Here is a 25,503-nt window from a genome sequence, read left to right as displayed (position 1 = left end):
AGTGGTTTCTTTTTAAATCAGGCGATATCGACAACGTCTGATAAGCCGTCGGGGGTGCTTTCATCAACAGCGGCGGTTTCCGTCTGTTCAATAATCAATTCTTTCAGCGCGCGCACGTTCGGCCCGAACGCGTCACGGCGCCACAGCAGCCAGGTGGCGGTGTCGGCCACTTCCGGCGGCAGGGGGTGAACCCGCACCCGCTCATGGCCCGGCAGCAGGCTGAGCACCGAGTGCGGGATCATCGCCAGCCCGGCGCCGCTGGCCACGCAGGCCAGCATGGCATGATAGGACTGGATCTCCATGATCTGCCCCGGCCGCGCGCCTTCGTGCCTGAACCAGGCCTCCAGCCGCAGGCGGTAGGAGCAGCTGGCGCGAAAGGCGAACAGCGTTTCGCCATTCGCGTCTTTGGCGCTGTGGATCGGCGCGTGATCGAGACAGGAGATCACCACCATATGTTCAGGATAGGCGATGCAGCCGTTCAGCTCGTCATAGGGCACCGGGCCGTCGACCAGCGCCGCCGCCAGCGTGCCGGCGCGCACCCGATCGGCGATTTCACCGGAGGTGCCGGTGGTCAGCGACAGCGAAACCTGAGAGAAGCGCTGGTGGTAAGCCGCCAGCAGCGAGGGCAGGCGGGTGGCGGCGGTGCTCTCCATCGAGCCGAGGGCGAAGCTGCCCGCCGGTTCGCCGGCGTGGGTGATGCTCATTGCCTCATCGCTCAGCGCCAGGATGCGGTTGGCGTAGCACAGAAAGTTATGGCCCATCGGCGACAGGCGCAGGCGCTGCTTTTCACGGATAAACAGATCGGCGCCCAGCTCCTGCTCGAGCTGGCGCAGCCGGGTGGTCAGATTCGACGGCACGCGGTGCAGCTGCTCGGCGGCGCGGGCGACCGAGCCGGTTTCCGCCACGCAGCAGAACATGCGAAGCTGGGTCAGATCCATAATATTCTCGTTTCGTGAGTAACTTGGTAACTATTATTCAGTTTTTGTGAGTTTAATGCTGCGGCATGATACTGGCAACTTTCTTTTAACTTTTTGGATACCGGTATGGCTTTACGCATTGCCTTGAGCGGTTTTGCCGCGCTGATCGTCGCGATGGGCATCGGCCGTTTCGCTTTCACCCCCCAGGTGCCGCTGATGATCGCGGAACACCAGTTCAGCCTGACCGGCGCCGGGCTGGTGGCGGCGATCAACTATTTGGGTTATCTGTGCGGCGCTTACGATGCGATGCGCGGCACGCGCCACGTCGAACGGCGCCTGTGGCTTGGCGTGTGGGGCGCGGTGGCGCTGACGTTGCTGTCGGCGCTGGGGCAGAATGCGTGGACGCACGGTGCGTTGCGCTTCGTCATCGGCTGGGCCAGCGGCTGGGCGATGGTGCTGGTGGCGGCCTGGACCAACGAGCGGTTGGCACATTATGGCCGGCCGGCGCTGAGCGCGGCGGTGTTCGCCGGGCCGGGCGCCGGTATCTTCCTCAGCGGTATGCTGGCGGTGGGCATCAGCACGCTGGGGCTGACGGCGGCGCAGGCCTGGCTGGTGTATGGTGTGTTGGCCCTGGCGCTGGTAGGGGCGATTAGCGCCTATCTGCCGCGCGTTGGCGAACTGCATCGCCCGAACGTAGCCACCGAGCCGCTGCTGCTGACGCCGGCGCTCAAGCGCCTGGTGTGGAGCTACAGTCTGGCCGGCTTCGGCTACATCCTGCCGGCGACCTTCCTGTCGCAGATGGCGGCGGCACGTTTTCCCGGCAGCCTGTTCGCGCAGTTCGTCTGGCCGGTGTTCGGTGGCGCGGCGGTGCTGGGGATTGTCATTGGCATTCTGACCCGCCATCGGTTGACTACCCAGTCCCGGCTGGCGATCACGCTGTGGATACAGGCGCTGGGTGTGCTGAGCGCCGAAGTGGTACCGGGCGTGGCCGGCTTGGCGTTGGGTGCGTTGCTGACCGGCGGCGGTTTCCTCTGCGTGGTGCAGCTCGCCCTTCAGCACGGCCGTGAACTGGCGCCGCGCCATGCGCGCTACATGGCCGGGCTGCTGACCACCGGCTATGCGATCGGCCAATTGGTCGGGCCGATGCTGTCGGCGTTGTCGACTGCCATGACCCATCGGCTGGAGCCGGCGCTGTACGTGGCGGTGGCGGCATTGTTGGCGGCCGGAATGCTGGTGGTGAATACCCCGGCGCGGCGGCTGGCGCAAAAAACGGCGATGAGGTGATTAAAATCCATACAAAAAGCGCGGGATCCCGCAGCCGGCCTGATTGTGCTAAATGCGAATATTTCACCTGCGGATGAAGCACAATCGCTGGATAATCGCCGCGCTCTCATCTACAGTGGGGGCAAAATCTTGACCGGGTTCACGTTATCCATCACGAAAACTCTGCCGTCACGAGAGCAAGCAATTCGCCGGCCGCACGCCATTCCTGGCCGCCGGCGGATTCCGTCCGCAGGAGAACAAGTACATGACATCATTAAGTAAAGAAGCCGCGCTGGTGCATGCGGCGCTGGAAGAGCGTGGTCTGGAGACGCCGCTGCGCGGTGAAGTGCTGGATCGCGAAACGCGCAAGCGCCGCATCAAAGAGCACATGACCGAAATCATGCAGCTGTTGAATCTCGATCTGTCCGACGACAGCCTGGCGGAAACGCCGCATCGCATCGCCAAAATGTATGTCGACGAGATCTTCTCCGGCCTGGACTACGCCAACTTCCCGAAAATCACCGTCATCGAAAACAAGATGAAGGTGGATGAAATGGTGACGGTACGCGACATCACGCTGACCAGCACCTGCGAACACCATTTCGTGACCATCGACGGCAAGGCCACCGTGGCCTATATCCCGAAAGACTCGGTGATCGGCCTGTCGAAGATCAACCGCATCGTGCAGTTCTTCTCTCAGCGGCCGCAGGTGCAAGAGCGCCTGACCCAGCAGATCCTGGTCGCGCTGCAGACCCTGCTCGGCACCAATAACGTGGCGGTATCGATCGATGCGGTCCATTATTGTGTCAAGGCGCGCGGCATCCGCGACGCGACCAGCGCGACCACCACCACCTCGTTGGGCGGCCTGTTCAAGTCCAGCCAGAATACCCGCCAGGAGTTCCTGCGCGCGGTGCGTCATCACCAGGGGTGATGGCGTTGCGGGGCGGCCCGCAATACGACAACAGGCGCCTGCGGGCGCCTTTTTCATGAGCGGAAGACAGCGATAAAAAATGAACAGTCATCCTCTGCCGCGTATCGCCACGCTGGACTGCGTGCGCGGCATCGCCATCCTCGGCATTTTATTGCTGAACATCAGCGCCTTCGGTTTGCCGAAGGCCGCCTACCTTAACCCGGCCTATCTGGGCATGCCGTCATCGCGCGACGCCTGGACCTGGGCGTTGCTCGATCTCTTCGCCCAGGCCAAGTTTTTGGCGATGTTCGCGCTGCTGTTCGGCGCCGGGCTGCAAATGCTGCTGCGGCGCGGCAAAAGCTGGATCCGCGCGCGGCTGTCGTGGCTGGTGCTGTTCGGCCTTGCGCACGCCATCTTCCTGTGGGACGGCGATATCCTGCTGGCCTACGGGCTGATCGGCCTGGTGTGCTGGCGTATGATCCGCGAAGCCAAAGAAACCTTCCAGCTGCTGAAAACCGGTGTAGTGCTGTACCTGATCGGCGTGGCGGTGCTGCTGCTGTTGGGTTTTGTCTCACATGGAGAACCGGGCAGCTTCTGGCAGCCGGGCGTGGCGGAATTGCAGTATGAGAAATTCTGGAAGCTGCAGGGCGGTTTCGAAGCCTGGCGCAGCCGCGCCGATCTGCTCTCTTCCAGCCTGCTGGCCATCGGCGCGCAATATGGTTGGGAGCTGGCGGGGCTGATGCTGTTCGGCGCCGGGCTGATGCGCAGTGGCTGGCTGCGCGGCAGTTATTCCTCCGGCTATTACCTGCGGCAGGCCGCGTGGCTGCTGCCGCTGTCGATGCTGATCCAATTGCCGGCGGTGGCGCTGCAATGGCAGGTGCACTGGGACTATCGCTGGAGCGGCTTCCTGCTGCAGGTACCGCGCGAGCTGGGCGCGCCGCTGCAGGCGATGGGCTACCTGGCGCTGTGTTACGGTTTCTGGCCTGCGCTGTCGCGTATGCGCATTGCCCACTGGCTGACCCTGGTGGGGCGCATGGCGCTGAGCAACTACCTGCTGCAAACGCTGATCTGCACCACGCTGTTTTATCGCTTCGGCCTCTATGAGCAGTTCGACCGGCTGCAGCTGTTGGCGTTCGTGCCGCTGGTCTGGCTGGCCAATCTGGCATTCTCCGCGCTGTGGCTGCGTTATTTCGAGCAGGGGCCGATGGAATGGCTGTGGCGCAAGCTGACGCAGATGGCCGCCGGCGAAGGGGAAGCCAAGGTGCTGAAGTGACTCCCGCCGGCAGGTTAAAAAAATGTATGTAAACGTTTTCTTTCCTGTGACGTAATTCACGCAGAGCAGCGGGCCAATCGGGGTAGGATAGCGCCACCGGCCACTACCCCGATTTCAGGATCCCGCATGCCTCCAGTTCATCCCATCACCATTCGCGACGTGGCGAAACGCGCCGGCGTCTCCGTGGCGACCGTCTCCCGCGTGCTGAACCACAGCGCGCTGACCAGCAAGGAGACGCGCGAGCAGGTGTTGCAGGCAGTGGCGGAGCTGGGCTATCGGCCCAACGCCAATGCGCAGGCGCTGGCGACCCAAAGCAGCGATACTCTGGGCGTGGTGGTGATGGATGTGTCCGACCCGTTCTTCGGCGCACTGGTGAAAGCGGTAGACACGGTGGCGCAGAAACATCACAAATATCTGCTGATCGGCAACAGCTATCACCAGGCGGACAAAGAGCGCCACGCGATCGAAGTGCTGATCCGCCAGCGCTGTAATGCCCTGATTGTCCATGCCAAAGCCCTGAGCGACGCCGAGCTGATCGGCTTTCTGGAGCAGGTGCCGGGCATGGTGCTGATCAACCGGATTATCCCCGGCTATGAGCCGCGCTGCGTCGGGCTGGATAACGTCTGCGGCGCGGAAATGGCGATGCGTCTTTTGCTGTCGCAGGGCCATCGGCGCATCGGCTATCTGGGCTCCAATCACCCGATCGAAGACGGGCCGCTGCGCCAGCAAGGCTATGCGCAGGCGATGGCCGCCGCCGGGTTGGCGACGCCCGACAACTGGCGCGCCTACGGTTCGCCGGATCTGCAGGGCGGCGAGGCGGCGATGGTGGAGCTATTGGGGCGCAATCTGCAGTTGAGCGCGGTGTTCGCTTACAACGACGCTATGGCCGCCGGCGCCATGGCGGTGCTGAAAGAAAACGGTATCACGGTGCCGCAGCATTTCTCGCTGATCGGCTTCGACGACATTCCCATCGCGCGTTACACCAGCCCCAAACTCACCACGGTGCGCTACCCGATCGTCTCGATGGCCACGCTGGCAACCGAGCTGGCATTGCAGGGCGCAGCGGGCCTGGCGGAGCCCCAGGCCGGTCATTTGTTCATGCCGACGCTGGTGCGCCGCCATTCTGTCGCCCCCTGGCAAAGTGAGGCGACGGTCACTCTCTGACAATTTAATCTTGTGTAACCGTTTTCAATCTGTGAGAAAATTCACAGAATATTAACATCGCGCCGTCTATGCTCTAGGCGTTTTCCGGCGCAAAGGCCCTTGCCGCTGCAACCTTTACCTCGCGCTGACACTGCATTTCTCGGAAATAACAAGATCCACGGACGACAGGTTTTTAGTGGAAATCGCCTGGCCTGGGGTGTGCGCACTGCCGGTGACCATTGGCTCAAAGACGAGTAATACCCTACACAGAACCGGAGACTGACAATGAATAAAAAGGTTTTCACCCTGGCCGCCATGGCCGCAGCCATGATGTTTGGCGCCGCAGCCCATGCTGATACCCGTATTGGCGTCACGATTTACAAATACGACGACAACTTCATGTCGGTGGTGCGCAAGGCGATCGAGAAGGACGCCAAGGCTTCACCGGACGTCACCCTGCTGATGAATGACTCGCAGAACGACCAGTCCAAGCAGAACGATCAGATCGACGTGCTGCTGGCCAAGGGCGTGAAAGCGCTGGCGATCAACCTGGTCGACCCGGCCGCGGCGCCGGTGGTTATCGATAAGGCTCGCGCAAACGATATCCCGGTGGTGTTCTACAACAAAGAACCTTCCCGTAAGGCGCTGGACAGCTACGACAAGGCGTATTACGTCGGCACCGACTCCAAAGAATCCGGCGTGATCCAGGGCGAGCTGATCGCCAAACACTGGAAAGCCAACCCAGCCTGGGATCTGAACAAAGACGGTCAGGTCCAGTACGTGCTGCTGAAGGGCGAGCCGGGCCACCCGGATGCCGAAGCACGCACTACCTACGTGGTGAAAACGCTGAACGACCAGGGCATCAAGACCCAGCAGCTGCAGATGGATACCGCGATGTGGGATACCGCGCAGGCGAAAGACAAGATGGACGCCTGGCTCTCCGGCCCGAACGCCAACAAGATTGAAGTGGTGATCGCCAACAACGACGCCATGGCGATGGGCGCGGTGGAAGCGCTGAAAGCGCACAACAAGACCAGTATCCCGGTGTTTGGCGTCGATGCGTTGCCTGAAGCGTTGGCGCTGGTGAAATCCGGCGCGATGGCGGGCACGGTGTTGAACGACGCCGACAACCAGGCGAAAGCCACCTTCGAGCTGGCGAAGAACCTGGCGGCAGGCAAACCGGCCACCGAAGGCACCCAATATAAAATCGAAAATAAAGTCGTGCGTATTCCTTACGTCGGCGTAGATAAAGACAATCTGTCTCAGTTCATTAAATAAGAATTGAGATCCCGCTAAGACCCCGCCTGCGGCGCCAACACCAGGAATACCGCAGGCGGGGATGTTTACGACTGCACGATCGTTAAGCCAGGTGTATTTATGGCCGATAGCTCACGCGAATTTTTGCTGGAAATGACGGATATCTGTAAGTCGTTTCCCGGCGTCAAAGCCTTGGACAATGTCAATTTACGCGTCCGTCCGCACTCGATTCACGCCCTGATGGGGGAGAACGGCGCGGGGAAATCGACCTTGTTGAAATGTCTGTTCGGCATTTATAAAAAAGACAGCGGCAGCATTGTTTTTCAAGGCCGGGAAGTCGATTTCAAGAGTTCGAAAGAAGCGCTGGAACACGGCGTTTCCATGGTGCACCAGGAGTTGAACCTGGTGCTGCAACGTACCGTGATGGACAACATGTGGCTGGGGCGCTACCCGACCAAAGGCCTGTTCGTCGATCAGGACAAGATGTTCAAAGACACCCAGGCGATCTTCAACGAGCTGGATATCGACATCAACCCACGCGAAAAGGTGGGCAACCTGTCGGTGTCGCAGATGCAGATGATCGAGATCGCCAAGGCGTTCTCCTACGACGCCAAGATCGTCATCATGGATGAACCGACCTCGTCGCTGACGGAGAAAGAGGTCAATCACCTGTTCACCATCATCCGTAAGCTGAAAGAGCGCGGCTGCGGCATCGTTTATATTTCGCACAAGATGGAAGAGATCTTCCAGCTGTGCGACGAGATCACGGTGCTGCGCGACGGCCAGTGGATCGCCACCCAGCCGCTGGAAGGGCTGGATATGGACAAGATCATCGCCATGATGGTCGGCCGCTCGCTCAGCCAGCGCTTCCCCGACAGGCAAAACACGCCGGGTGAGGTGATCCTTGAGGTGAAGAACCTGACGTCGCTGCGTCAGCCTTCGATCCGCGACGTTTCCTTCGATCTGCACCAAGGCGAGATCCTCGGCATCGCCGGGCTGGTGGGGGCCAAGCGCACCGATATCGTCGAGACGCTGTTCGGCATTCGCGAGAAGGTGGCGGGCACCATCAAGCTGCACGGCAAGGCGATCGACAACCACAGCGCCAATGAAGCGATCAACCACGGTTTTGCGTTGGTGACCGAAGAGCGCCGATCCACCGGGATTTACGCCTATCTCGACGTGGGCTTCAACTCGCTGATCTCCAATATCCGCAATTATAAAAACAAGCTCGGCCTGCTGGATAACGCGCGGATGAAGAGCGACACCCAGTGGGTGATCGACGCCATGCGGGTGAAAACGCCTGGGCATCACACCCATATCGGTTCGCTGTCCGGCGGCAACCAGCAGAAGGTGATCATCGGCCGCTGGCTGTTGACGCAGCCGGAGATCCTGATGCTGGATGAACCGACGCGCGGCATCGACGTGGGCGCCAAGTTCGAGATTTACCAGTTGATGACTGAACTGGCGAAGAAGGGCAAGGGGATCATTATCGTCTCGTCCGAAATGCCGGAGCTTTTGGGGATCACCGATCGCATTTTGGTGATGAGCAATGGTCAGGTTGCGGGCATCGTTAACACCAAGCAGACCTCGCAAAATGAAATTTTACGTCTCGCCTCCCTGCACCTTTAAGGATTGGAATTATGAACGCGCTAAATAAAAAAACCTTATTTACCTATTTCAAGGAAGGCGGCATTTATGTGGTGTTGTTGGTACTGTTGGCCATCATCATCATTCAGGATCCCACTTTCCTCAGCCTGATGAACCTGAGCAACATCCTGACGCAGTCTTCGGTGCGCATCATCATCGCACTGGGCGTGGCGGGGCTGATCGTGACCCAGGGCACCGACCTGTCCGCCGGGCGCCAGGTGGGCCTGGCGGCGGTGGTGGCCGCTACGCTGCTGCAGTCGATGGATAACGTCAACAAGGTGTTCCCGCACATGGAAACCTGGTCGATTCCATTGGTGATCCTGCTGGTGTGCGCAGTCGGCGCGGTGATCGGCCTGGTTAACGGCCTGATTATCGCCTATCTCAACGTGACGCCGTTCATCACCACCTTGGGCACCATGATCATCGTCTACGGCATCAACTCGCTGTATTACGATTCGGTCGGCGCTTCACCGGTCGCGGGCTTCGATCCGAAGTTCTCCGCCTTTGCCCAGGGCTTCTTGCGCTTCGGCGACTTTAAGCTGTCGTACATTACTTTCTATGCGCTGATCGCCATCATATTCGTCTGGATCCTGTGGACCAAGACCCGCTTCGGCAAGAACATTTTCGCCATCGGCGGCAACCCGGAAGCGGCCAAGGTGTCCGGCGTCAACGTGCCGCTGAACCTGATCATGATCTATGCGCTGTCCGGCGTGTTCTACGCCTTCGGCGGCCTGCTGGAAGCGGGGCGCATCGGCAGCGCCACCAACAACCTCGGCTTCATGTATGAGCTGGACGCCATCGCCGCCTGCGTGGTGGGGGGCGTCTCCTTCGCCGGCGGGGTGGGTACGGTGTGGGGGGTGGTGACCGGGGTGATCATCTTCACCGTCATCAACTACGGCCTGACCTATATCGGCATTAACCCGTACTGGCAGTACATCATCAAGGGCAGCATCATCATCTTCGCCGTGGCGCTGGACTCGCTGAAATACGCCAAGAAGAAGTAGATTTACCGCATCGCAGACAGCAAGGCCGGCATATTGCCTAATGCCAGTCAGTTAAACCTGACTGGCATTTTTTTATCCCGTCTCTGTACGCGCGTGCAAGAGGAATTGCCGTCAATATCCCGCATTTCTCTGATGCCGTAGTGAACGGCAATTGTCGGGGCCGAAGGCGCGGCCCCGACACCCGCGCCTTCGCTTAACACTGTCTGCCCGCGATGCGGGTGCCCTCGCCGCGCCTGCGCTGTTGGGCGGGTCGGCTGCGACAAACGTCCCTGTTAGTCTCGCCTCAACCGGCCCTCCCTGGCCGGTTGCCCCTGACAGCGCCGTCTTGCTCGGCAGCCAGTGATGCGCGCCAGGGGCAACACCAGAATCGGCCGCCACCGGGCTATTCGTTATGAAAGACAGTGAAAAGAGTGGGATGAGCAGGGTGTTGGGTGCCCTTGAAGACGTCGAACGCAGGCGAGACAGGCAGGGACGCCTGTCGTAGCCGGCCTTTCTTGTTGGGCGTTTGCCGCATCAGGGTTGTTTGGCTTTCTGCTTCTCTTCTTTCAGCCTGTGTTCCAGCTCCACCAACTGCTCCGGCGAGACGGCGGGATAGCCCTGGGCGTCTTCCGGCACGGTGTGCATGGCGGAGATCGGGATCAGCGGGCCGAGGAAGCGCGGCTCGCGCTTGAGGATGTACAGATCGGTCAGCGCGCCCAGGCGGGCGAAGATCTCGCGGGCGCGCACTGTCATCATATCTTTCGGCGACGGCACCGCGTAGCACTGCGCCTGAATGCCCATGTGCAGGGCGATGAACAGCGCGCGCTCGCAGTGGAAGCGCTGGGTGATGATGATGAAGTCGTTGGTGTCGAACACTTTGCGGGTGCGCACGATGGAGTCCAGGGTGCGGAAGCCGGCGTAGTCCAGCACGATATCGCTCGGCGCCACGCCGGCGGCGATCAGATCGCGGCGCATGGTCATTGGTTCGTTATAGCTTTGCTGGGCGTTGTCGCCGCTCAGCAGCAGGTATTTCACCTTGCCGCTGTTATAGGCGTTGATCGCCCCTTGAATGCGGTAACGGTAGTACTGGTTGATCACCCCGGTGCGGTAATACTTGGCGGTGCCGAGCACCACGCCGACCTGGCGGTGCGGCAATTCCTGCAGTTCGTCGTAGACGTAAGGCGCGGTTTTCCAACTGATCCAGCGGTCGAGCGCAATAGCCGAACCCATCAACACCGCAATGATGATGAACAGGCTGATGATCAGGCGTTTCCACATGTTGTTGCCTTACGCGCGCCGGGTTGAAAAAGATGGATCAAGGCTACTTTACCTGACCGACCGACGCAAGACGCGAACCGCCTGAAGCACGCGCGCCGCCGCATTTTTCAGCGGTTTTGCCGCACAAAAAAGCCCGGCGGAGCCGGGCTGGGTCATTTCAGCGCGCCGATCAGAACGAGGTGCGCTTATAGCTGCGGTATTGCGGCCGCCAGAAGTTGTGCTCGATGGCTTTCGACAGCGCGTCTTCGGAGGTGACGATCGCCACGCCCTGCAGCTGCGCCGCTTTACCCACTTCCATGGCGATGCACTTCGACACGCCCTGAATATCGTCGATATTCGGCAACAGCGCACCGTGGCCGTCGGTGGCCAGCGGCGAACAGTCCGCCAGCGCGCGGCTGGCGGCCATCAGCATGGAATCGGTGACGCGGGTGGCGCCGGAGGCCAGCACGCCCAGGCCGATCCCCGGGAAGATGTAGGAGTTGTTGCACTGGGCGATCGGGTACAGCCGATCCTTGTAGTTCACCGGCGCGAACGGGCTGCCGGTCGCCACCAGGGCGGCGCCGTCGGTCCAGTTGATGATGTCTTCCGGACGGGCTTCCACGCGCGAGGTCGGGTTGGACAGCGGCATGACGATCGGGCGTTCGCAGTGCTTGTGCATCTCGCGGATCAGCTCTTCGGTAAACAGCCCCGGCTGGCCGGAAACGCCGATCAGAATGGTCGGCTTGGCGTTGCGCACCACGTCCAGCAGCGAGATGGCGTCGCTGGCGGTTTCCCAGCCGGCCAGGTTGTCGCTCTTCTGCACCAGCTTGCTCTGGAAATCGAGCAGGTTCGGCAGTTTGTCGGTCAGCAGGCCGAAACGGTCAACCATGAATACGCGGGCGCGCGCTTCGTCTTCGCTCAGCCCTTCAGACTTCATCTGCGCGATGATCTGCTCGGCGATGCCGCAACCGGCGGAGCCGGCGCCGAGGAAGGTGACGGTCTGATCGCGCAGCTGACTGCCGGCGGCGCGGCTGGCGGCGATCAGGCTGCCGAGGGTGACCGCGGCGGTGCCCTGGATGTCATCGTTGAAGCAGCAGATTTCGTCGCGGTAGCGGTTCAGCAGCGGGGTGGCGTTATTCTGCGCGAAGTCTTCGAACTGCAACAGCACGTTCGGCCAGCGGCGTTTGACCGCCTGAATAAACTCTTCGACGAAGGCATGGTACTCCTCGCCGGAGATGCGCGGATGGCGCCAGCCCATGTACAGCGGATCGTTGAGGCGCTGTGGGTTGTTGGTGCCGACGTCCAGCACCACCGGCAGGGTATAGGCCGGGCTGATGCCGCCGCAGGCGGTGTACAGCGACAGCTTGCCGATCGGGATGCCCATGCCGCCGATGCCCTGGTCGCCCAGGCCGAGGATGCGCTCGCCGTCGGTGACCACGATCACCTTGACGTTTTGCTTGGTGGCGTTTTGCAGCATGTCATCGATGCGATCGCGGTTCGGGTAGGAGATGAACAGCCCGCGCGCGCGGCGATAAATATCGGAGAAGTGCTCGCAGGCCTCGCCGACGGTCGGGGTGTAGATGATCGGCATCATCTCGCTCAGGTGCGAGTCCAGCAGGCGGTAGAACAGGGTTTCGTTGGTGTCCTGGATGTTGCGCAGGTAGATGTGCTTATCGTTATCGTTCTTGAAATCCTGATACTGACGGTAGGCGCGTTCCACCTGTTCTTCGATGGTTTCCACCGCTTCCGGCAGCAGGCCGTGCAGGTTGAAGTGGCTACGTTCTTCCTCGGTGAAAGCGCTGCCTTTGTTCAGCAGCGGAAATTCCAGCAGAATCGGGCCGGCGTAAGGGATGTAGAGCGGGCGTTTGCTTTCGTATTCTAGTTCCATCAGTTTTACTCTTCACGTATCAGATAACTTTATTGCCGACGATCCTAAAAGATAAGGAGAATATGTACAGCATTTGTTGCCAGATGATGAACCAGGTTGGCGTAATTATCGACAATCAAATGATTTTTTAACTAAAGAAAGTGTCTCTGGCGGTATCGGGGCATTGTATTTGGCGGGCGGGGCTGTTAGTGGCGGAACCGAGCGGCTCCGCCGTAGCGCATTCAGAAGGTGGCGCGGCTGACGTTCCGGCAGCCCAGTGCCGCCAGGGTGGCGTGCGTGGCGTCCCACTGGCTGAGGATCGCGTCCTGCGGTTCGACCAGCACGGCGCGGCGGATGTTCAGGCAGTCGCCGCCGGAGATGTTCAGCAGGATCAGCGCGGCCTGCAGCGGCGGCAGGCTCGGGTTGAAGGCAGCGTTTTCCGCATAGCGACCGGCGTAGAGGTTACCGTTTTCCGTTTCCAGCGCCACGCCGCTGTGGGCGTTGCTGTAAGGCGCGTGGCTCTGGTTGGCCGCCGCCAGCGCCGCCTGCGTCAGCGCATCGTCCAGCGCCAGCCGGTGGCCGTGATCGACCTTGTCCATCAGCAGCGAGGCGATATCCAGATCTTTCGGGCCGAAGGCGTCCGGCAGATAGTCTGCCAGCGTGGCCGGGGCGCGGCCCGGCAAGCGGATCTGCAGCTCGCCGCCACTGTTCAGCTCATTCATAAACTGACGGCAGTGGCCGCATGGCGTGTAGTTGACGGTGACCGAGGCCAGCGCCGCTTCGCCGCGCAGCCAAGCGTGGGTGACCGCGCACTGTTCCGCATGCACGGTTTGCTGCAGCGGCGCGCCGCTGAATTCCATGTTGGCGCCGAAATAGAGATTGCCGCTCTGCCCGCGCGCAATGGCACCGACGTGGAAGTGCGATATCGGGGTTAACGAGCAGGCCGCCGCCAACGGCAGCAGCGCGAATGCCAGCGCGTCATCGTCCAGCCCGCAGCCTGAGCGGATCGCCGCCGCTTGCTCGGCCGTGAACATCGCCGGAAAGTCGGGCGCGTCCAGATAGGGCTGGAGGGCGGATTGCAGTGTCGCGGGCAGTGCGCTGAACGCGGTGTGAAAACGCGGATGCATAGAAAGTCTCTCTACAGGTTAACGGGATAACATTCTAGGCAGGCCAGAGATATTAAAGTGTGATTAATGTCTCTTAATTGATGAAATCAATGCAATGAAACACATAAATGCGAGATGTATCGCAAGTTTCACCGTGCTCAACCGAACAGGTGCAGCAGCACCGGGAACAGGAACGGCGCCAGCAGCGAGGTGATGATGCCGCAGATCACCAGCGCCAGCGAACCGAACGCGCCTTCCTGGTAGTCCATCTCCGCGCAGCGTGCGGTGCCCAGCGCATGGGATGCGGTGCCCATCGCCAGGCCGCGCGCCGAGTGGGTGGTGATTTTCAGCAGGTTGAACAGCGTATGGCCGAACACGGCGCCGAGAATGCCGACGAAAATGACGCAGACTGCGCTGATCGCCGGAATGCCGCCGAGCGAGTCCGCGACGGCCATCGCGATCGGCGTGGTGACCGATTTCGGCAGGATAGAGGCGGCGATTTCCGGCGTGGCCCCTAGCCACAGGGCGATGGCACCGCCGCTGATCATGGCGGTCAGGCTGCCGATGAAACACACCGCGATGATCGACTTCCAGCGCGCGCGGATCTGGTGCAGCTGTTCATACAGCGGGAAGGCCAGCGCCACCACCGCCGGCTGCAGCAGATCGTTGAGGATTCTGCTGCCCTGGAAGTAGCGCTCATAGGGCATGCCGGTGAGCAGCAGCAGCGGGATGATCACCGCCATGGAAACCAACAGCGGGTTCAACAGCGGCATGTTCAGCTTGCGCGCCAGCCAGCGCGCGGCGAAATAGACCGCCAGCGTCAGCGGCAGCGACCACCAGATTTCATGGATCATTGGTTGCCCTCCGTGTCGTCGGGCTTACCGGCGATGCGGCGCTCGCGGTGAAAATAGTGTGAGGTATAGCCGACCACCACCAGCACCATCAGCGTGCTGATCAGGCAGGAGATGACCAGCGGGCCCAGGTGCGCGACGATCTGGTCGTAGTATTTCATCACCCCGACGCCGATCGGCACGAACAGCAGCACCATGTAGCGGATCAGCAAATGGCAGCCGGGTTTAACCCATTTGGCCGGCAGAATCTGGGTAGAGAGCAGGGCGAACAGCAGCAGCATGCCGATGATGCTGCCGGGAATGGCGAACGGCAGTAACGCCGACAGCGCATTGCCGACGAACAAACAAAGGTAGATGAGGAGCAGAGCCCTCAGGTATTTCCAGCACTGTGTAAGCACGTTGGCCATCGTCGTTTCCCGTTTAATCGATGAATTCATCATACAATTAAACTGTGAGCCATGCCACAGATCGCACCATGAATTCTCGCTATGGGTGCCATGCCCGATCGGCGGGTTGACAGCCTGGATCCCGTGGGGCGCGCCGGATCAGCTCGCTTCTTCAGCCGTTGCCGCAGAACGTTCCGCCAGCCGGTGGCCGAGGAAGAAAAACAGCAGACTGAGCAGCGCGGCGGCGATCAGCATCACGAACATCAACGGCGGCGCGGCGTAGCTGAGCAGCACCCCGCACAGCACCGGGTTGATAGCGCCACCCAGCGCGCTGAGGTTTTGCACGCCATAGTAGCTGCCTTTCAGGTGCGGCGGCGCGATAAAGTCAATGAACATGTATTCCACCGGGATAACGATGATCTCACCCAGGGTAAACACCGCCATCGCCGCCAGCCACAGCCAGACCGCCTGGCCGGCCACCATAAAGCCAAGCAGCCCGATGCTGAAAAACAGCGTGCCCAGCGCCAGCCAGCGCAGCATGTTTTCCTGCCGCATGCCGCGGCTGAGCAGGTACTGCAGAGCGATGACGATGCTGGCGTTGACGATCATCACCAGACCGACGATTTTGTAGGCGAATTCCGCGTTGGAGACGGTGATCAGGTACTGCGACAGATAGCCGGTGAACTGACCGAACACCACCGCGCCCATGGTGCTGCCAAGGGTGAAATAGATCAGGCGCCGGTCGTTGCGCAGAATGGTCAGCGTCTGGCGAAAGTTGGGCAGCGCGGCCGGTGCGGCGGCGGGCGTTGGCCGCTGCGCCTGACCGCGCAAGCGCAGGCTCAGCACTGCCACCGTCGCCAGGGCCAACCCGCCCGACAGATAAAACGGCAGCAGCGGGCTAAGCCCGGCCACCAGGACGCCGAGCGCAGAACCGATCGCCCAGCCGACGTTCACCAGCGTGTAGTTGATCGAAAACGCCTTGATGCGTTGCTCGACCGGCAGCCAGTCGGCGAAGCAAGCTTTAATGGTGATGCTCAGCACCGAATAACAGGTGTGCAGGATCGCCAACACCGCGATCACGCCGCCGGGGCGCGGGATCCAGGGAAGGGCGAAGAAGCTGAGTGCAAACAAGAGAATCGACAGCATGATCAGCCGATTCTTGCTGAACTTGTCCGCCAGATAGCCGCCGTACAGGCTGGCGATGATGCCGATAGTGAGGCTGATACCCAGAATAACGCCCACGCTCTTCGGCAACAGCTGGAAATGCTCGGTGAGATAGATGGTGATAAACGGCAGCGTGACGCCGCGGCCGATGGTCAGCACCAGCGAACTGGCCAGGAGTATGTTGATCAGCGAGGGGAATCCCTTCATTCGAAACCTGTTTATGCATACAGTTATTGGGCGATGCAGATAACATAGCGTATTTTGGCGGAGACGGAAGGGGGGAGCCGATAATTAGCTGAAAAAAAGAGGCTGCGTCGGCAGCCTCGTGAAATACAGCATTATTTACCGTGTTCGGCCTGCAGCGTGGCGAACCACGGCTGGACGAAATCGTCGCTGCTGCCCCAGCCGGGGATGATCTTCGCCAGCCCGGTGACGTTGACCGGCCCGGGTTGCGCCAGCAACAGCGCCTGCGGAATGACCGCCGCTTTGAACTGGTAACTGTCCGGCGTGGTTTCCCCGGCGATCTTGTTGGCCACTAGGCGCAGGTTGACCGCGCCGATAAGCTTCGGATCCACCGCTACGCTGACCTGCCACGGGCTGCCGGCTTCGCGCATCAACTGCAAATCCTGGTTGGAGATATCGATGCTGTACAGTTTGATTTCGGTGCGGCCGTTCTCTTTCAACGCTTTGTAAGCGCCCTGGGTAAAGGCGTCCCAGGTGCCCCAAATGGCGTCGATCTTGCCTTTCGGGTATTTTGCCAGCACTGCGCCCACCTTATTGGCGGTATCGCCCTGCACGTCGGACGAAACCGCGCCGATCGACTCCAGCTCATGAATGCCCGGATGCTGTTTCAGCAGCTGCTGATAAGCGGCCTGGCGGCGCTCCATCGGCGGGAAGCCGGCCACCCAGAGTTTGATGACATTGGCCTGGCCGTTGAAATCCTTCACCAGTTGGCCGAAGGAGGCATTGGCCAGCGAAGCGTCATCCTGCTGCGAAACGGTGACGCCGGGAACGCTGCCGCTGATGTCGGTATCGAAAGCCGCGACGGCGATGCCGGCCGCCGCAATGCGTTTGACCAGGTCGGTGGAATAGGGCGCTCGCCCCTGCGAGAGGATAATGCCGTCATACTTCTGGCTGATGGCCTGATTGACGAAGTCCTGGAAACGCGCGTCGTCGCCATTGCTAAGGAAGGTATCCACCTTGAAGCCTAACTGGCGCCCTTCCTGAATGGCGCCCGCCAAAAATTGCGTGGTGTTGTCGTCGGAACCGAGATTACGGATCACCGCGATGCGCACCGGCCCCTGATGTTGGGCGATGGCGGCCGGCACGGCGGCGTTTTCCGCCGCCTGCAGCGGCAGGGCGGCCAGCAGGCTGAGGGCGAGCAACGAAGTCTTGAGGTTATTCATTATTATGGGCTCCAAAAACAGGGGGAAACGATCCCGGTGAAGGTCTGTTATAGCAGTCTTTCTGTCTGGACGTCTATTTGTTGTGTTGGAGCATCATAGCCAGATGTGGCGGGCGAGGGAATCAGGGCCGTTATGATTTTTTCTTAATGCTTATAACGTTGCAGATGCGGAAATAAAAAAGGGCCGAGCAAGCTCGACCCCTGATACTGCGCGTTAGCGCGGTTATTTGACCTGCATGCCAGGCTGCGCGCCGCTGTCCGGGCTCAGCAGGAAGATTTCTTTCCCGCCTGGGCCCGCCGCCATCACCATGCCTTCCGAAATGCCGAAGCGCATTTTGCGCGGCGCCAGGTTGGCGACCATGATGGTCAGGCGGCCTTCCAGCGCTTTCGGATCCGGGTAAGCGGAACGGATGCCGGAGAAGATCTGGCGCGATTCGCCGCCCAGATCCAGCTGCAGCTTCAGCAGCTTGTCGGAGCCTTCGACAAAGTCGGCGCTCTTGATCAGGGCGATACGCATATCCACCTTGGCGAAGTCGTCGAAGGTGATGGTTTCCTGGATCGGATCGTCGGCCAATGGACCGGTCACCGGTTTGGCGGCGGCCATGTCTTCCTTCGAGGCGCTGACCATATCATTGACCTTGTCCAGATCGATGCGGTTGAACAGCGCTTTGAAAGCGTTGACCTGATGGCCCAGCAGCGGCTGCGGGATAGCATCCCAGCTCAGCTCGGCGTTGAGGAACGCTTCGGCACGTTCGGTCAGCGAAGGCAGCACCGGCTTCAGGTAAGTCATCAGCACGCGGAACAGGTTGATGCCCATCGAGCAGATGGCCTGCAGATCGGCGTCGCGGCCTTCTTCCTTCGCCACCACCCACGGTGCCTGCTCGTCCACGTAACGGTTGGCCAGATCGGCCAGCGCCATGATTTCGCGGATCGCGCGGCTGAACTCACGGCCGGCGTAGGCCTCGGCAATGCTCTGCGCCGCGTCGACGAAGGTCTGGTACAGCACCGGATCGGCCAGGCTGTCGGCCAGCTTGCCGCCGAAGCGCTTGTTGATAAAGCCGGCGTTGCGCGAAGCCAGGTTCACCACCTTGTTGACGATGTCGGCGTTTACGCGCTGCACGAAGTCTTCCAGATTGAGATCGATGTCATCAATGCGTGAAGAGAGCTTGGCGGCGTAGTAATAGCGCAGGCAGTCGGCGTCCAGATGCTGCAGGTAGGTACCGGCCTTGATGAACGTGCCGCGCGACTTGGACATCTTGGCGCCGTTCACCGTCACGTAACCGTGCACGAACAGGTTGGTCGGTTTGCGGAAGTTGCTGCCTTCCATCATCGCCGGCCAGAACAGGCTGTGGAAGTAGACGATGTCCTTGCCGATAAAGTGATACAGCTCGGTGGCGGAGTCTTTGCGCCAGAACTCGTCGAAGTCCAGATCGCCGCGCTTGTCGCACAGGTTTTTGAAGGAGCCCATGTAACCGATCGGCGCATCCAGCCAAACGTAGAAGTATTTGCCCGGCGCATCCGGGATCTCGAAGCCGAAGTAAGGCGCATCGCGGGAGATGTCCCACTGCTGCAGGCCGGACTCGAACCACTCTTGCATCTTGTTCGCCACCTGCTCTTGCAGCGCGCCGGAACGCGTCCACGCCTGCAGCATTTCGCTGAAGGCCGGCAGGTCGAAGAAGAAGTGCTCGGAGTCGCGCATCACCGGCGTCGCGCCGGAAACCACGGACTTCGGATCGATCAATTCCGTCGGGCTGTAGGTGGCGCCGCACACTTCGCAGTTGTCGCCGTACTGGTCCGGCGATTTGCATTTCGGGCAGGTGCCCTTCACGAAACGGTCCGGCAGGAACATGCCTTTCTCCGGATCGTACAGCTGAGAAATGGTGCGGTTCTTGATAAAACCGTTTTCTTTCAGGCGGCTGTAAATCAGGGTGGACAGTTCGCGGTTTTCATCGCTATGGGTCGAATGGTAGTTGTCATAGCTGATGCCAAAGCCGGCGAAATCCTGTTGGTGCTCCTGGCTCATCTCCGCGATCATTTCTTCCGGTTTCACGCCCAGTTGCTGCGCTTTCAGCATGATCGGCGTGCCGTGCGCGTCGTCCGCGCAGATGAAATGCACTTCGTGGCCGCGCATTCGTTGGTAACGCACCCAGATATCCGCCTGGATGTGCTCGAGCATGTGGCCGAGATGGATGGAACCATTTGCGTACGGTAGCGCGCACGTCACCAATAATTTTTTCGCGACTTGAGCCATAGTGAGAACTTGCTTTCTGTAATGAATAAAAGGGGCTTCGATGTTAACCGATCGCGCCCTTCGCTGCTAGGGCGGTTTCTTACAGGTTATACGCGCCAGCCGCCGGGCAGTTCTGATATGCTTAGCCGGAAGCTACTCATTCAAAATCAAGGAGCCGGGATGAACGCGAAATCCCCTGAGCAGACCAACCCCGAAGTTCTGCGCGCCCTGGTGACCGGTGTACTGGCCGCCTTTGAACACCCGACGTTGAAAAACAACCTGACCGCACTGAAGGCCATTCATCACTGCGCGTTGCTGGACGATGTGCTGCATATCGAACTGATCATGCCGTTTGCCTGGCAGAGCGGCTTTGACGCGCTGCAGGCGAGCGTCGGCCCCGAGCTGCTGCGCGTGACCGGTGCCACGGCCATCGACTGGAAGCTGAAACACGACATCACGACGCTGAAGCGTGCCAACGCTCAGGCCGGTATCAAAGGCGTGCGCAACATCATCGCTGTCAGTTCCGGCAAGGGCGGGGTGGGGAAATCCAGCACCGCCGTCAACCTGGCGCTGGCGCTGGCCGCCGAAGGCGCCAAGGTCGGCATTCTGGATGCCGACATTTACGGCCCGTCGATCCCCAACATGCTGGGCACCGAACATGAGCGGCCGACTTCGCCGGACGGTCAGCACATGGCGCCAATCATGGCACACGGCCTGGCGACCAACTCCATCGGCTATCTGGTGACCGATGACAACGCCATGGTATGGCGCGGTCCGATGGCCAGCAAGGCGCTGATGCAACTGCTGCAGGATACGCTGTGGCCGGATCTGGATTATCTGGTGCTGGACATGCCGCCGGGCACCGGCGACATTCAGCTGACGCTGTCGCAGAACATTCCGGTGACCGGTGCGCTGGTGGTCACCACGCCGCAGGACATCGCCTTGCTGGATGCCGCCAAGGGCATCGTGATGTTCGAGAAAGTGCATGTGCCGGTGCTGGGCATCGTGGAGAACATGAGCGTGCACATCTGCAGCAACTGCGGCCACCATGAGCCGATCTTCGGCACCGGCGGCGCCGAGAAGCTGGTGCAGAAATACAACAGCCGTCTGCTGGGGCAGATGCCGCTGCATATCTCGCTGCGCGAAGACCTGGATCGCGGTGCGCCGACGGTGATCAGCCGCCCGGACAGCGAGTTTGCCGAGATGTACCGCCAGCTGGCCGGCCGCGTGGCCGCGCAGATGTATTGGCAGGGTGAGGCGATCCCGACGGAGATTTCATTCCGCGCGCTGTGATTTGAGGTATGAGAGAACCCGTCCAATGCGCTCAATGCAGGTCAGTTAGCATTTTCTGAAGGAGTTGGTAAAGTTTTCGGCCGATAAAAGTGAGATGCGCCATGAGGCCCATAAGCCTCGACCGAGCAAGGGACCGTAGGCGCGGTCCCTTGCAACCCGCGCCTTTGCCCTATCAGACGGTTGGCTTTGCCAACGTTACTCGGTCCATCCCTGGGCCGCGCCTTCGGCCCTTCCCATTGCCGTTCATTGCAGCCGCAGAGAAATGCGGGGGGATTGACGGCAATGCCTTCTGCACGGAACGTACAGAGACCGGATAAAAAAATGCCAGTCGGGCTTAACTGACCGGCATTAGGCCAATGCGCCGAGTTTTTTATTGGATGCGGGTAGGGTGGTGCAAATCCGCTCGGGTATAGGGGCGTTCGATTTGCGCCAGCGTCTTGGCGATATGCTCCAGTAACCCCTGGGTTGGGGCGGGATGGCGTTGCCCCATCAGCGCCAGCGGCAAAGCCAGCGCGATGGCTAAATGCGGCCAGGAAAGGCGCGGGCGATCTTTTGCCCGTTGCAACCACAAGAACAGCGCGCTGGCCAGGTAGCCGAGTATCAAGCCACTGATCACCTCGGATGGCGAGTGCACGCGGATCTCCAGCCGCGAAATGCCGATGGTAAAGGGCAATATCCAGCCTGTCAGCATCGCGATGCTGCGCACCGGGAGCGAGAATCGGCCGGTCAACGCCCAGAGCAGCGGCGGCCAGATGCTGGCGGCGAGGGTTGAGTGGCCGCTGAATCCGGTAAAATCATAGTATTCGCTGCCGATGCCCCAGCCCATAAAGGCCAGTTTGGACAGGCAAACCACACCGCCGGTAAAACCGAAGATCAGCGCCCACTGCCAGCCTGCCGCTCGTGTGGCGGGTGAAACGATCAGCAGCAAAAACAGAATCAGCGCACAGGGCAGCAAGAGCATGCTGTCGCCGAAAAAAGTCAAAAAATACCAATCCAGCACATCAATCTCCGATGAAAGGCTGCGGGGAGCATAAGTCAGCGCCGGAGTGTAACCTGTTACGGCACATTGCCCTAGAGTGAGATTCTTAAAATGCCGCTGCCGCCGATACGGCGCAATAACCCGAATTCGCACCGCCGCCGCGCAATATCCAGTGGCGCAAACCCCGCCGACTCCCTATAATTGTCGCGTTTTAGTTCCCCCCTTCACATTACGAAATCAGGTCTTTAATTTTATGTCTGACAATCCGCATCAGTGCGTCATTATTGGTATAGCTGGCGCATCTGCCTCCGGAAAAAGCCTCATAGCCAGCACGTTGTACCGCGAACTTCGCGAGCAGGTCGGTGATGAGCACATCGGCGTTATTCCAGAAGACAGTTACTATAAAGACCAGACTCACCTGACCATGGAAGAACGGGTCAAAACCAATTATGACCACCCGAACGCCATGGATCATAACCTGCTGTTCCAGCATTTGCAGATGCTGAAGGCCGGCAAGGCGATCGAACTGCCACTGTACAGCTACACCGAACACACGCGCAAAAAAGAAACCGTCCATCTCAAACCTAAAAAAGTGATCATTCTGGAAGGGATCTTGCTACTGACGGATATTCGTCTGCGTCAGGAGATGAACTTCTCGATCTTTGTCGATACGCCGCTGGACATCTGCCTGATGCGCCGCATGAAGCGCGACGTGAACGAGCGCGGCCGCTCGATGGATTCGGTGATGGCGCAATATCAGAAGACCGTGCGCCCGATGTTCCTGCAGTTTATCGAACCTTCCAAACAATACGCCGATATCATCGTCCCGCGCGGGGGCAAAAACCGCATTGCGATCGATATTCTGAAAGCCAAAATCAGCCAATTCTTTGAATAATGCCGCTTAATGGCCGGAAATGTGCATTTCCGGCCGGCGGCCAACTATTTACACCCCGGCGTAGACCTTTCGCCCGTTGTGTGGCAATTTTTGTTTAGTTACGCGTTTTGATGGAGAAGAAAGACATGAGACTGTGCGACCGCGATATAGAAGCCTGGCTGGATAGCGAGAAACTGGTGATTTCACCGCGACCGCCGCTTGAGCGCATTAACGGGGCCACAGTGGATGTCCGTTTGGGCAATCAGTTCCGCGTGTTCCGCGGCCATACCGCACCCTTTATCGATCTCAGCGGCCCGAAGGATGAGGTCAGCGCTGCGTTGGATCGCGTGATGAGCGACGAGATTGTCCTGCCGGAAGGCGAAGCGTTCTTCCTCCATCCGGGTGAACTGGCGCTGGCGGTGACGTTCGAATCCGTGACGCTGCCGAATGACCTGGTGGGGTGGCTCGACGGCCGCTCCTCGCTGGCGCGTCTGGGCCTGATGGTGCACGTGACCGCGCACCGCATCGATCCGGGCTGGCACGGGCGCATCGTGCTGGAGTTTTACAACTCCGGCAAGCTGCCGCTGGCGCTGCGGCCGGGGATGCTGATCGGCGCTTTGAGTTTTGAACCTTTGTCCGGCCCGGCGGCCCGGCCGTACAACAGCCGACAGGACGCAAAATATCGCGATCAGCAGGGCGCAGTAGCCAGTCGAATCGACAAGGACTAACGGCGCGGGATGCACCGTCGGTGTGGCGCTGACAAGAGGGTGGCATGAGAAGATTACTGACGACATTGGCGATTTTACTGGTGGTGGTGGTAGCGGGGATGTCCGCGCTGGTGCTGCTGGTGAATCCGAATGATTTTCGCGGCTATATGGTCAAAAAGGTCGAGCAGAAGAGCGGTTACCAACTGACGCTCGATGGCGATCTGCGTTGGCATATCTGGCCGCAGCTCAGCATCCTGGCCGGGCGCATGACGCTGACCGCGCCGGGCGCCAAGACGCCGGTAGTGAGCGCGGAAAACATGCGCCTTGACGTCAAGCTGCTGCCGCTGTTGTCGCATCAGCTGTTTGTAAAGCAGGTGATGCTGAAAAACGCCGTCATTAGCCTCACGCCGGACAGCGAAGAGCACTCGCAGGCGGACGCCCCGATCGCGCCGGCCGGCAACGGCGCTGAAGCGGCGGACGCGCCCTGGAAGTTCGACATCGAGAACTTGCGGGTCGTGGACAGCCTGCTGATCTGGCAGCGCGCCGACAACGAGCAAATCAACGTCCGGGACATCAATCTCACCTTACAGCAAACGGAAAAACTGCAGGCGCAGTTGACGCTTTCCAGCCGGGTCAACCGCGATCAGCGCGATCTGTCCTTCAGCATGGCGGCCGATGTCGATCTGCAGCAGTTCCCGCGCCAGATCGGCGCCAAAGTCACCCAGTTCAATTATCAACTGGCTGGCGCGGATATTCTGAACGGTGGCATCCAGGGGGAAGGCAATGCGCAGGTAGTCTACCAGCAGACGCCGCCGCAGATTGCCGTCAGCCACCTGAGTTTCAGCGCCAACAGCAGCCAATTGACCGGCGATATCAGCGCCAGTTTGGGGGCGGTGCCCGGCTATGTGCTGAACCTGAATTCGGCTAACCTCGATCTCGATGCGCTTTCCGGTTGGCAATCCAGCAGCAATACCGCCGAGCAGCCTGCCGTAACCTCTGCGCCGGTGATCGCCAGCCAGGTCGACGATCGGCAGCAGAACCTGGCGGCGTTGCGCGACTTCAATGCGCAGTTGAATCTGCAGGCGGCACAGCTGACATACCGCGGCATGAACATCACCCAACTGTCGGTCGCGGCCGACAACCAGCGCGGCCTGTTGACGCTGCATAAACTGGCGGGGCAACTGGCCGGCGGTGATTTCTCGTTGCCGGGTTCGCTGGACGCGCGCGGCGATAAACCGATGATCCGCGTGCAGCCGGCGCTGAATCAGGTCGAGCTGGGCAGCGTGCTCAAGGCATTCGACATGCCGCAGATGATGACCGGTAAATTCAGCATGAAAGGGGATTTGACCGGCGATCGTCTCACCACGCAATCCTTTGAACGCCGCTGGCGCGGCACGGCGCAGCTGGCAATGCAGGATGCCCAGCTGCACGGCCTGAACATTCAGCAGCTGATCCAGCAGGCGGTGGCGCGCAACGATAACAGCGTGCGCGGGCAAGACAGCTATCAGCGCTATACCGAAGTCAAAAACGTCTCGGCGCAGGCCAGCCTGAATCAGGGCACGGTCAAACTCAGCGACCTGACGGCGGATTCGCCTCTGCTGGCGCTGACCGGCGCCGGCAGCATCGATATGCCGGGCAAACAGTGCGACATGGCGCTCAACGTGCGCGTCACCGGCGGCTGGCAAGGGCGCGGCGAGTTGATCGAACAGCTGCAGCAAACGCCGATCCCGCTGCGGGTCTATGGGCCGTGGCAACAGCTGAACTATCAGCTGCAGGTCGATCAGGTGCTGCGCAAAACGCTGCAGGATCGGGCCAAGGATGCGTTGAACAAGTGGGCCGAAAAGAACAAGGACTCACGTGAAGGCCAGGATCTGAAGAAGCTGCTCGACAAGCTGTAACCCTCCCGTCGCGGGCCGCGGTGCGGCCCGCGTCAACATTGACGTTTCCCGCAATAATTTCTCTCCGTTACCTTGATGAAGGTCATGAAGACC

21 protein-coding genes are annotated in these 25,503 nt (G+C 60.3%); 11 read left to right on the top strand and 10 right to left on the bottom strand.

The features are described 5' to 3' along the window. Positions 1 to 17: 17 nt before the first annotated feature. Positions 18 to 938, bottom strand: a complete 921-nt coding sequence (ptrR, locus tag BHU62_RS01855; protein ID WP_073528874.1) for a putrescine utilization regulator PtrR — start codon at positions 936 to 938, stop codon at positions 18 to 20. 105 nt (positions 939 to 1,043) lie between these two features. On the opposite strand from ptrR, the gene BHU62_RS01850 reads away from it, so the two are divergent. From BHU62_RS01850 to mglC, 7 genes are all read left to right on the top strand, one after another. Continuing rightward, entirely contained in the window at positions 1,044 to 2,201 is a 1,158-nt protein-coding gene (locus tag BHU62_RS01850) for a YbfB/YjiJ family MFS transporter (RefSeq protein ID WP_073528873.1), read from the top strand. A 244-nt stretch (positions 2,202 to 2,445) separates the two neighbouring features. Then, positions 2,446 to 3,111 (top strand): GTP cyclohydrolase I FolE, encoded by a 666-nt coding sequence (folE, locus tag BHU62_RS01845; RefSeq protein WP_004938969.1) that lies wholly within the window; start codon positions 2,446 to 2,448, stop codon positions 3,109 to 3,111. Between the two features lie 79 nt (positions 3,112 to 3,190). Further along, on the top strand, positions 3,191 to 4,363 hold the full coding sequence (gene yeiB / locus BHU62_RS01840) for a DUF418 domain-containing protein YeiB (protein ID WP_073528872.1): 1,173 nt from the start codon (positions 3,191 to 3,193) through the stop codon (positions 4,361 to 4,363). 126 nt (positions 4,364 to 4,489) lie between these two features. Continuing rightward, on the top strand, positions 4,490 to 5,527 hold the full coding sequence (gene galS / locus BHU62_RS01835; protein WP_073528871.1) for an HTH-type transcriptional regulator GalS: 1,038 nt from the start codon (positions 4,490 to 4,492) through the stop codon (positions 5,525 to 5,527). A 264-nt stretch (positions 5,528 to 5,791) separates the two neighbouring features. Further along, on the top strand, positions 5,792 to 6,784 hold the full coding sequence (gene mglB, locus BHU62_RS01830; protein WP_073528870.1) for a galactose/glucose ABC transporter substrate-binding protein MglB: 993 nt from the start codon (positions 5,792 to 5,794) through the stop codon (positions 6,782 to 6,784). 99 nt (positions 6,785 to 6,883) lie between these two features. After that, complete coding sequence (gene mglA, locus BHU62_RS01825; RefSeq protein WP_073528869.1) at positions 6,884 to 8,392, top strand: galactose/methyl galactoside ABC transporter ATP-binding protein MglA; 1,509 nt, start codon at positions 6,884 to 6,886, stop codon at positions 8,390 to 8,392. A gap of 11 nt (positions 8,393 to 8,403) precedes the next feature. Further along, positions 8,404 to 9,414 carry a galactose/methyl galactoside ABC transporter permease MglC gene (mglC, locus tag BHU62_RS01820; protein WP_073528868.1) on the top strand — a complete coding sequence of 337 codons (1,011 nt, stop codon included), beginning with the start codon at positions 8,404 to 8,406 and terminating at the stop codon, positions 9,412 to 9,414. A gap of 513 nt (positions 9,415 to 9,927) precedes the next feature. Here the strand turns inward: mglC and sanA are convergent. The 8 genes from sanA to metG all read right to left on the bottom strand — a co-directional run bounded on the left by sanA (position 9,928) and on the right by metG (position 19,680). Beyond that, positions 9,928 to 10,671: an outer membrane permeability protein SanA gene (gene sanA, locus BHU62_RS01815; protein WP_073528867.1), complete on the bottom strand. Its 744-nt coding sequence runs from the start codon at positions 10,669 to 10,671 to the stop codon at positions 9,928 to 9,930. 169 nt (positions 10,672 to 10,840) lie between these two features. Further along, positions 10,841 to 12,538 carry an NAD-dependent malic enzyme gene (locus tag BHU62_RS01810; RefSeq protein ID WP_073528866.1) on the bottom strand — a complete coding sequence of 566 codons (1,698 nt, stop codon included), beginning with the start codon at positions 12,536 to 12,538 and terminating at the stop codon, positions 10,841 to 10,843. Positions 12,539 to 12,759: 221 nt separating this feature from the next. Beyond that, positions 12,760 to 13,644: a cytidine deaminase gene (gene cdd, locus BHU62_RS01805; RefSeq protein ID WP_073528865.1), complete on the bottom strand. Its 885-nt coding sequence runs from the start codon at positions 13,642 to 13,644 to the stop codon at positions 12,760 to 12,762. A 137-nt stretch (positions 13,645 to 13,781) separates the two neighbouring features. Next, positions 13,782 to 14,477, bottom strand: a complete 696-nt coding sequence (locus BHU62_RS01800; RefSeq protein ID WP_073528864.1) for a CidB/LrgB family autolysis modulator — start codon at positions 14,475 to 14,477, stop codon at positions 13,782 to 13,784. After that, complete coding sequence (locus tag BHU62_RS01795; RefSeq protein WP_073528863.1) at positions 14,474 to 14,881, bottom strand: CidA/LrgA family protein; 408 nt, start codon at positions 14,879 to 14,881, stop codon at positions 14,474 to 14,476. The genes BHU62_RS01800 and BHU62_RS01795 overlap by 4 nt, the downstream gene beginning before the upstream one ends. Before the next feature lie 138 nt (positions 14,882 to 15,019). Continuing rightward, complete coding sequence (locus BHU62_RS01790) at positions 15,020 to 16,231, bottom strand: MFS transporter (RefSeq protein ID WP_073528862.1); 1,212 nt, start codon at positions 16,229 to 16,231, stop codon at positions 15,020 to 15,022. Positions 16,232 to 16,362: 131 nt separating this feature from the next. Next, a complete protein-coding gene (locus tag BHU62_RS01785) occupies positions 16,363 to 17,430 on the bottom strand; it encodes a sugar ABC transporter substrate-binding protein (protein WP_073528861.1) in 1,068 nt (355 codons plus the stop codon). 222 nt (positions 17,431 to 17,652) lie between these two features. Next, positions 17,653 to 19,680 (bottom strand): methionine--tRNA ligase, encoded by a 2,028-nt coding sequence (metG, locus tag BHU62_RS01780; RefSeq protein ID WP_073528860.1) that lies wholly within the window; start codon positions 19,678 to 19,680, stop codon positions 17,653 to 17,655. 159 nt (positions 19,681 to 19,839) lie between these two features. Here metG and apbC point away from each other — a divergent pair, with 159 nt between their 5' ends. Continuing rightward, positions 19,840 to 20,952: an iron-sulfur cluster carrier protein ApbC gene (gene apbC, locus BHU62_RS01775; protein WP_073528859.1), complete on the top strand. Its 1,113-nt coding sequence runs from the start codon at positions 19,840 to 19,842 to the stop codon at positions 20,950 to 20,952. Between the two features lie 370 nt (positions 20,953 to 21,322). On the opposite strand, the gene BHU62_RS01770 is transcribed toward apbC, so the two are convergent. Next, positions 21,323 to 21,952 (bottom strand): phosphatase PAP2 family protein, encoded by a 630-nt coding sequence (locus tag BHU62_RS01770; RefSeq protein ID WP_073528858.1) that lies wholly within the window; start codon positions 21,950 to 21,952, stop codon positions 21,323 to 21,325. A 232-nt stretch (positions 21,953 to 22,184) separates the two neighbouring features. Between BHU62_RS01770 and udk the strand changes: the two genes are divergently transcribed. From udk to asmA, 3 genes are all read left to right on the top strand, one after another. Continuing rightward, on the top strand, positions 22,185 to 22,826 hold the full coding sequence (gene udk / locus BHU62_RS01765) for a uridine kinase (protein ID WP_073528857.1): 642 nt from the start codon (positions 22,185 to 22,187) through the stop codon (positions 22,824 to 22,826). 125 nt (positions 22,827 to 22,951) lie between these two features. Further along, entirely contained in the window at positions 22,952 to 23,533 is a 582-nt protein-coding gene (gene dcd, locus BHU62_RS01760; RefSeq protein WP_004938917.1) for a dCTP deaminase, read from the top strand. Positions 23,534 to 23,577: 44 nt separating this feature from the next. Beyond that, on the top strand, positions 23,578 to 25,410 hold the full coding sequence (gene asmA / locus BHU62_RS01755; protein WP_073528856.1) for an outer membrane assembly protein AsmA: 1,833 nt from the start codon (positions 23,578 to 23,580) through the stop codon (positions 25,408 to 25,410). Positions 25,411 to 25,503 lie beyond the last annotated feature (93 nt).

The sequence above is a fragment of the Serratia marcescens genome (assembly GCF_001902635.1).
Taxonomy (GTDB): Bacteria; Pseudomonadota; Gammaproteobacteria; order Enterobacterales; family Enterobacteriaceae; genus Serratia; species Serratia marcescens_F.
The sequence above is the reverse complement of the archived record's forward strand: the minus strand, read 5'-3'. Positions and strand labels throughout refer to the sequence as shown.

Bases quoted from the DNA above. Each gene is read 5' to 3' on its own strand.
- BHU62_RS01810 (WP_073528866.1), bottom strand. From the start codon at position 12,538: ATGGAACTAGAATACGAAAGCAAACGCCCGCTCTACATCCCTTACGCC.
- sanA (WP_073528867.1), bottom strand. From the start codon at position 10,671: ATGTGGAAACGCCTGATCATCAGCCTGTTCATCATCATTGCGGTGTTG.
- galS (WP_073528871.1), top strand. From the start codon at position 4,490: ATGCCTCCAGTTCATCCCATCACCATTCGCGACGTGGCGAAACGCGCC.
- ptrR (WP_073528874.1), bottom strand. From the start codon at position 938: ATGGATCTGACCCAGCTTCGCATGTTCTGCTGCGTGGCGGAAACCGGC.
- mglC (WP_073528868.1), top strand. From the start codon at position 8,404: ATGAACGCGCTAAATAAAAAAACCTTATTTACCTATTTCAAGGAAGGC.
- BHU62_RS01850 (WP_073528873.1), top strand. From the start codon at position 1,044: ATGGCTTTACGCATTGCCTTGAGCGGTTTTGCCGCGCTGATCGTCGCG.
- metG (WP_073528860.1), bottom strand. From the start codon at position 19,680: ATGGCTCAAGTCGCGAAAAAATTATTGGTGACGTGCGCGCTACCGTAC.
- BHU62_RS01800 (WP_073528864.1), bottom strand. From the start codon at position 14,477: ATGATCCATGAAATCTGGTGGTCGCTGCCGCTGACGCTGGCGGTCTAT.
- BHU62_RS01790 (WP_073528862.1), bottom strand. From the start codon at position 16,231: ATGAAGGGATTCCCCTCGCTGATCAACATACTCCTGGCCAGTTCGCTG.
- BHU62_RS01795 (WP_073528863.1), bottom strand. From the start codon at position 14,881: ATGGCCAACGTGCTTACACAGTGCTGGAAATACCTGAGGGCTCTGCTC.
- yeiB (WP_073528872.1), top strand. From the start codon at position 3,191: ATGAACAGTCATCCTCTGCCGCGTATCGCCACGCTGGACTGCGTGCGC.
- mglB (WP_073528870.1), top strand. From the start codon at position 5,792: ATGAATAAAAAGGTTTTCACCCTGGCCGCCATGGCCGCAGCCATGATG.
- apbC (WP_073528859.1), top strand. From the start codon at position 19,840: ATGAACGCGAAATCCCCTGAGCAGACCAACCCCGAAGTTCTGCGCGCC.
- folE (WP_004938969.1), top strand. From the start codon at position 2,446: ATGACATCATTAAGTAAAGAAGCCGCGCTGGTGCATGCGGCGCTGGAA.
- asmA (WP_073528856.1), top strand. From the start codon at position 23,578: ATGAGAAGATTACTGACGACATTGGCGATTTTACTGGTGGTGGTGGTA.
- dcd (WP_004938917.1), top strand. From the start codon at position 22,952: ATGAGACTGTGCGACCGCGATATAGAAGCCTGGCTGGATAGCGAGAAA.
- cdd (WP_073528865.1), bottom strand. From the start codon at position 13,644: ATGCATCCGCGTTTTCACACCGCGTTCAGCGCACTGCCCGCGACACTG.
- BHU62_RS01785 (WP_073528861.1), bottom strand. From the start codon at position 17,430: ATGAATAACCTCAAGACTTCGTTGCTCGCCCTCAGCCTGCTGGCCGCC.
- udk (WP_073528857.1), top strand. From the start codon at position 22,185: ATGTCTGACAATCCGCATCAGTGCGTCATTATTGGTATAGCTGGCGCA.
- mglA (WP_073528869.1), top strand. From the start codon at position 6,884: ATGGCCGATAGCTCACGCGAATTTTTGCTGGAAATGACGGATATCTGT.